This window comes from Aeromonas sp. Prich7-2, assembly GCF_017939255.1.
GTDB classification, from domain to species: domain Bacteria; phylum Pseudomonadota; class Gammaproteobacteria; order Enterobacterales; family Aeromonadaceae; genus Aeromonas; species Aeromonas caviae.
This window is the reverse complement of record NZ_JAGKRI010000334.1, coordinates 1-774: the sequence shown is the minus strand read 5'-3', so window position 1 is coordinate 774 and position 774 is coordinate 1. Positions and strand designations below refer to the sequence as shown.

The following is a 774-nucleotide window of genomic DNA, read 5'->3' as shown; positions in this document are numbered from 1 at the left end:
GAACAGTGATTCCGGGATGTTGAACACTGTTTCCGGAAAGGAGGGGCGAAGTGTTCAGGTTGAACCGGAATGAGCGTTCACATTGGTCCGGAAATGGTGTTCACGTTGAATCGGAATTGGTGTTCATGATCGGCCGGAATATGCACTCGGCACCTGCCGGTTGAACGGGGTAGATCCGGAGCATTACCTGCGGCATGTACTGAATGTGATCGCAGACTGGCCGGTGAACCGGGTCAGTGAACTGCTGCCTTGGCGTGTTGCTCTACCTGCTGAATAACCTGCCTCCCCTGTCAATACGGCCTTCGCTGGACGCTTACGTATCAATTCATGGGGCAGCGGATTCTGAACCAAATGACCTCCGGTCAAATCAGGGGTTTGGTCACCAAATGGTCACGATGTGGTCACGGTCACGAGAGTGAAACGGGCGTTTCAAATTGCAGGCATGAAAAAAGCCCAACCTGGTCAACAAGTTGGGCTTCTTGTTAGTGGCGGAGCGGACGGGACTCGAACCCGCGACCCCCGGCGTGACAGGCCGGTATTCTAACCGACTGAACTACCGCTCCGCATTCGGTTAGCTTTCGCTAAATCTTTTGCTGCTTGTTTGTGAGGTGTCATCCTCGCAGCCAGTCATGTGATTCTTCACATCACCGTTTAATTGGGTGCCTGGCAGTGTCCTACTCTCGCATGGCGAATGCCACACTACCATCGGCGCTACAGCGTTTCACTTCTGAGTTCGGCATGGGGTCAGGTGGTTCCACTGCGCTATTGCCGCCA

General features: G+C 54.1%; 1 tRNA gene, 1 rRNA gene and 1 pseudogene. 1 reads left to right on the top strand and 2 read right to left on the bottom strand.

Annotation, left to right across the window (positions count from 1 at the left end):
* Window positions 1–139: 139 nt before the first annotated feature.
* Window positions 140–277, top strand: a pseudogene (locus tag J9892_RS22655) (transposase domain-containing protein); the annotation flags it as partial.
* A gap of 209 nt (window positions 278–486) precedes the next feature.
* On the opposite strand, the gene J9892_RS22650 reads toward J9892_RS22655, so the two are convergent.
* Together J9892_RS22650 and rrf are read right to left on the bottom strand one after the other, a co-directional pair.
* Window positions 487–563, bottom strand: a tRNA-Asp gene (locus J9892_RS22650).
* Between the two features lie 98 nt (window positions 564–661).
* Window positions 662–774, bottom strand: a 5S ribosomal RNA gene (rrf, locus tag J9892_RS22645); the annotation flags it as partial.